The 3,706-nt window shown below is 68.5% G+C and carries 7 protein-coding genes; 3 read left to right on the forward strand and 4 right to left on the reverse strand.

Annotation, left to right across the window (positions count from 1 at the left end; translation table 11 throughout):
• Positions 1-273 (forward strand): HisA/HisF-related TIM barrel protein (locus ACFWPJ_RS14375; RefSeq protein WP_378851125.1); only part of this gene is annotated, 273 nt, incomplete at its 5' end.
• Between the two features lie 7 nt (positions 274-280).
• Here the strand turns inward: ACFWPJ_RS14375 and ACFWPJ_RS14380 are convergent.
• On the reverse strand, positions 281-925 hold the full coding sequence (locus ACFWPJ_RS14380) for a YcxB family protein (RefSeq protein WP_378851127.1): 645 nt from the start codon (positions 923-925) through the stop codon (positions 281-283).
• Between the two features lie 398 nt (positions 926-1,323).
• Here ACFWPJ_RS14380 and ACFWPJ_RS14385 point away from each other — a divergent pair, with 398 nt between their 5' ends.
• Complete coding sequence (locus ACFWPJ_RS14385; protein ID WP_378851130.1) at positions 1,324-1,482, forward strand: hypothetical protein; 159 nt, start codon at positions 1,324-1,326, stop codon at positions 1,480-1,482.
• On the forward strand, positions 1,479-1,823 hold the full coding sequence (gene hisI, locus ACFWPJ_RS14390) for a phosphoribosyl-AMP cyclohydrolase (protein WP_378851133.1): 345 nt from the start codon (positions 1,479-1,481) through the stop codon (positions 1,821-1,823). Before ACFWPJ_RS14385 ends, hisI begins: the two co-directional genes overlap by 4 nt.
• On the opposite strand, the gene ACFWPJ_RS14395 is transcribed toward hisI, so the two are convergent.
• The 3 genes from ACFWPJ_RS14395 to ACFWPJ_RS14405 all read right to left on the reverse strand — a co-directional run bounded on the left by ACFWPJ_RS14395 (position 1,820) and on the right by ACFWPJ_RS14405 (position 3,559).
• Positions 1,820-2,287: a MarR family winged helix-turn-helix transcriptional regulator gene (locus ACFWPJ_RS14395; RefSeq protein ID WP_378851136.1), complete on the reverse strand. Its 468-nt coding sequence runs from the start codon at positions 2,285-2,287 to the stop codon at positions 1,820-1,822. The genes hisI and ACFWPJ_RS14395 overlap by 4 nt on opposite strands.
• A gap of 170 nt (positions 2,288-2,457) precedes the next feature.
• Positions 2,458-3,021, reverse strand: a complete 564-nt coding sequence (locus tag ACFWPJ_RS14400) for a permease (RefSeq protein ID WP_378851139.1) — start codon at positions 3,019-3,021, stop codon at positions 2,458-2,460.
• 67 nt (positions 3,022-3,088) lie between these two features.
• Positions 3,089-3,559 (reverse strand): peroxiredoxin, encoded by a 471-nt coding sequence (locus tag ACFWPJ_RS14405; RefSeq protein WP_378851142.1) that lies wholly within the window; start codon positions 3,557-3,559, stop codon positions 3,089-3,091.
• Positions 3,560-3,706 lie beyond the last annotated feature (147 nt).

A 3,706-nucleotide genomic window follows, 5' to 3' on the forward strand; every position in this document is an offset into this window, starting at 1 on the left:
GTCGCCGAACTCGGCGTCGGCGTGAAGCTTCTGAACTCGATGGACGCCGACGGCACCAAGGTCGGCTTCGACCTGCCGATGATCGCCGCGGTCCGCGCCGCGGTCAGCGTGCCGGTGATCGCCAGCGGCGGCGCGGGCGCGGTCGAGCACTTCCCGCCCGCCGTGCACGCGGGCGCCGACGCGGTCCTTGCCGCCAGCGTGTTCCACTTCGGCGACCTCACCATCGGTCAGGTCAAGGACGCCATGCGCGCGGACGGCATCACCGTCCGCTGACACAGGCTCAGGCCGAGGCGCCGCGCAGGCGGGTCAGCGCGGCGTCGGGCACGACCTCGCGGGGGACGACGAATCCCTGAGTGCCCTTGGGCTGCAGGAACACTACGTCGCCCTGGGTGATTACCCGTTTGACGTCGGCGTAGTGGATGGTGACCTGCCCGGTGGTCTGCTGCAGGTGCATCGCGTCGTGGGTGTAGTGCGCGCTCATCCGATGGCCGGGGCCCGCGATGGCCGTGAACTTCGGATTCACCTTGGCCAGCTGCACGCCGGTGGCCAGGGTGATGACCACTAGTTCGAAGGCGACCACGATCAAGAACGCGACCGCCATCTCGCCGATCACCGCGTCGCCACCGTCGGAGAGCACCGAGATCGTGCCTCGCGCCAGCAGGAACGCCGGAAGTACGAGCAGCACAGCCCATTTGGCGGGTAGCCGCCAGGTGACCAGGGCGGCGCCCCGGTTCAGGCGCCGGGCCGTGTTGCCGTCACACACATAGGCGACGTCGATCGGTGCGCCCGGCTGACCGGACGTCGGCTGATAGGGCTGTTGAGGCTGACCCGGCTGCTGGTAGGGCTGCTGCGGGTAGCCCGGCTGGTTCGGCTGTTGCGGATAACCCGGCTGACCAGATGGCTGATACGGCTGCTGCGGATGCATGAATCCCCCCACGTGGTGCGAAAAACGACGCCGCGATAGTAGGCATCCCCCTTATCGGCTGTCGAATCAGACGCACGCCGGGACCAGCGTGCGCCGGCTACAGACCCATGTCGGTGGCGATGAGCGCGATCAGATTTCGCCCATCTCAACTGTGTTGCGTTGAGCTGCATAGTTTCCGGCGTGGACGACATCGTGCGTTACACCTACCGCTTGCGCCCCGGCGCGCGCACGCAGTAGCCACGCTCGAATCCGAATGGCACCGTTGCCGATTCCTGTGGAACGAAGCGGTCCATCAGCAACGTATCGGCACCAAGCCGACATTCGTGCGGCTGTCGACGATACTCACTGAAACCCGTTCCCGAATACACCTCCCGAGGGTTCTCGATCCGTGACCGACGATGGCGACTACCGAACAAGGTGTCGATCCCGGTGGTGTGGTCGCGGGAACTCCGTCGCCACCGACGTCGGTCCGCGTCCTGGTCGAACTGCTGGTGGCCATCGAGCTGCAGACCGGGCAGTCGGGTCGCCACGGTGCGGCTGTTATAAACGAGGTATGAGCCTGGATCCCGCCATCGCCGCACGCCTCAAGCGCAACGAGGCGGGTCTGGTCGCCGCCGTCGCCCAGGAGAAGTCGACCGGTGACGTGCTGATGATGGCGTGGATGGACGACGAGGCGCTGGCCAGGACCATCGAAACCCGCAAGGGCACGTACTATTCGCGTTCGCGTCAGCAGTACTGGGTCAAGGGCGAGACCTCCGGCCACACCCAGTACGTGCACGAGGTGCGCCTGGACTGCGACGGCGACACGATCCTGCTGATCGTCGACCAGGAGGGCGCGGCCTGCCACACCGGCACGCACACCTGCTTCGACACCGACGTGCTGCTCGCCGCCGGCTAGTCGCCGTCCTCGGCGAGCACGCGGTTCAGCCGGTCCGACAGGGTTTCCCCGAGCTCGGCCAGCTGGGCGGTCTGCTCGGCGTCGAGGCCGTCGAGGACCAATCTGCGCACGGCGTCCACATACCCGGGCGCCGCCTCGAGCACCTTCTCGAAACCGGAATCGGTGAGCACGGCATACACCCCGCGCCTGCCCGCGGTCGTGTCGCGGCGGGCCCAGCCGAGCCGCTCCAGCTTGGAGACCACATGCGACAGCCGCGATAGCGACGCATTTGCTTTGTGGGCGAGGTCACTCAATTGCAGGCGATGGCCCGCTTCCTCGGAGAGCAGGCTCAGCACCCTGAACTCGAAATGGGTCAGCCCGGACTCCCGCTGCAAGCGGGTGTCCAACGCACCCGGGATCCGGGCCATGAGCGCCACGATCGCCTGCCACGCGCGCTGTTCGACGGGGTCGAGCCACTGGGTCATCGCCTGCACTGCCTCGCGGTCGGACGGCAGGGCTGGTGTACTGGGGCGCGCACCGAACCGAGTTTGCCACGACGTCGCTGTGACGTCCGCGAGATGGCGGTGGTCGTGAGGTCGCTCACACGTCGCGAGCGAACTATCGCGAGGGCTCTAGGGTTTCGTGCGCCGCTGCCTTACCGCTCGTCCGAAACCGGCGGAGACTGCGGCGTCGCGGCGGACTTGGCTGCCTTGCGTCGCGTGAGGCCCCGTTTGCCCATCAGGGCGAGGACCAGCAGGAAGATCACCGCTGCCACGATCGCGCCGACCAGGCAGGCGCCGCGGAAGGCGGGGGCGTCGACGTCGAGGATGCGCTGACCGGCATGGGCGGCATTGTTGCCGCCGAGCACGATCGTGAGGGTCATCAGGTTGGGCAGCGAGCCGAGCAGCGCGACGATCACCGCGGCGCCCGCGATGAACTTGCCGCCCTTGCGTTTCCACATCCGCACCGCGAGCAGCAACAGCAGCAGCGGCACCAGCGTGAACACCAGGCCGTAGACCAGGCCCCACCAGATGCCCTGGCTGAAGCTGCCGTGCACCAGGCTCGCCAGCCGCTGCGCCCACCAGCGCGGGATGAACGACGACAGGATGAAGTAGGCGATCACCAGGACGGCGGCCGTGGCGACCGTGATGATCGCCCGGTTGCGCCACACGGTCGCCGTGGGCTTCTGACCGCTCGACCGCACCTCGCCGGTTGTCATGTCCCCAGCGTAGATGCGGTCACGGCGCCGGACGCCGATCCGGCGCCCGGCGTTTCCGGATCGGTTGCTACTCGCCTGCTGTCGCGCGGGCGCGCAGGAAGGCCAAAGCCTCGTCCGCGTGCACGGCCGCGCGGAGTTCGCCGGTCACGACCTTCAGGATCGTCCGGTCGGTGCCGATGACGAAGGTGTGCCGCTTCACCGGCGCGAGTTTGCCGAGCAGTCCGCGCTTGACGCCGAACGCCGCGGCCACCGCGCCGTCGGCGTCGGAGAGCACCGGGTAGTCCAGGCGCTGCTTGGTGGCGAAACCGGCCTGCACCTCGGTGCTGTCGGTGCTGATGCCGGCGCACGAGGCGCCGATGGCGGCGAACTCCGCGCTCAGATCGCGGAAGTGGCAGGCCTCGGCCGTGCACACCGGGGTGTTGGCCGCCGGGTAGAAGAACAGCACGAGCGGGCCGTCGGCCAGCAAACCGTCGAGCGAGCGGAGCTGGGCGGACTGGTCGGGGAGCTCGAACTGGGGAGCGCGCTGGCCTGGCTGCATGACCCGACCCTATCGACCGGGCGGGAAGCGCGGAAGATGGGGGGGGGGCGGGGGGCGGGCGGGGGGGGGGGGGGGCTGGCGTGAGACAACAAGACCCCCCCCCACACAAAGAGCACCCGGAGGGGGGGGTGTCGGTGTGGCTGGGTC

Origin of the sequence: Nocardia sp. NPDC058497, from assembly GCF_042720195.1 — a bacterium.
In the GTDB taxonomy this organism is placed as follows: Bacteria; Actinomycetota; Actinomycetes; order Mycobacteriales; family Mycobacteriaceae; genus Nocardia.